Annotated in this window: 1 protein-coding gene; it reads left to right on the top strand. The window is 52.1% G+C overall.

From position 1 onward, the window contains the following. Window positions 1-257, top strand: a 257-nt coding sequence (locus AC0IZJ_RS28555; protein ID WP_471855643.1) for an efflux RND transporter permease subunit, incomplete at both ends; no start/stop codon positions are given.

Below are 257 nucleotides of genomic sequence, written 5' to 3'. Positions count from 1 at the left end.
GAATACAAGGTGGCGTATGAAACCACCTCGTTTGTTAAAGCCTCCATTGAAGACGTGGTGAAAACGCTGCTGGAAGCTATCGCTCTGGTTTTCCTCGTTATGTATCTGTTCCTGCAAAACTTCCGCGCCACGCTGATACCCACTATCGCCGTGCCGGTGGTGTTGATGGGAACCTTCTCCGTACTTTACGCCTTCGGTTACAGCGTCAACACCTTAACCATGTTCGCGATGGTGCTGGCGATCGGTCTGCTGGTGGA

It is taken from the genome of Roseateles sp. AC306 (genome assembly GCF_979253795.1).
The sequence above is the reverse complement of the archived record's forward strand: the minus strand, read 5'-3'. Positions and strand labels throughout refer to the sequence as shown.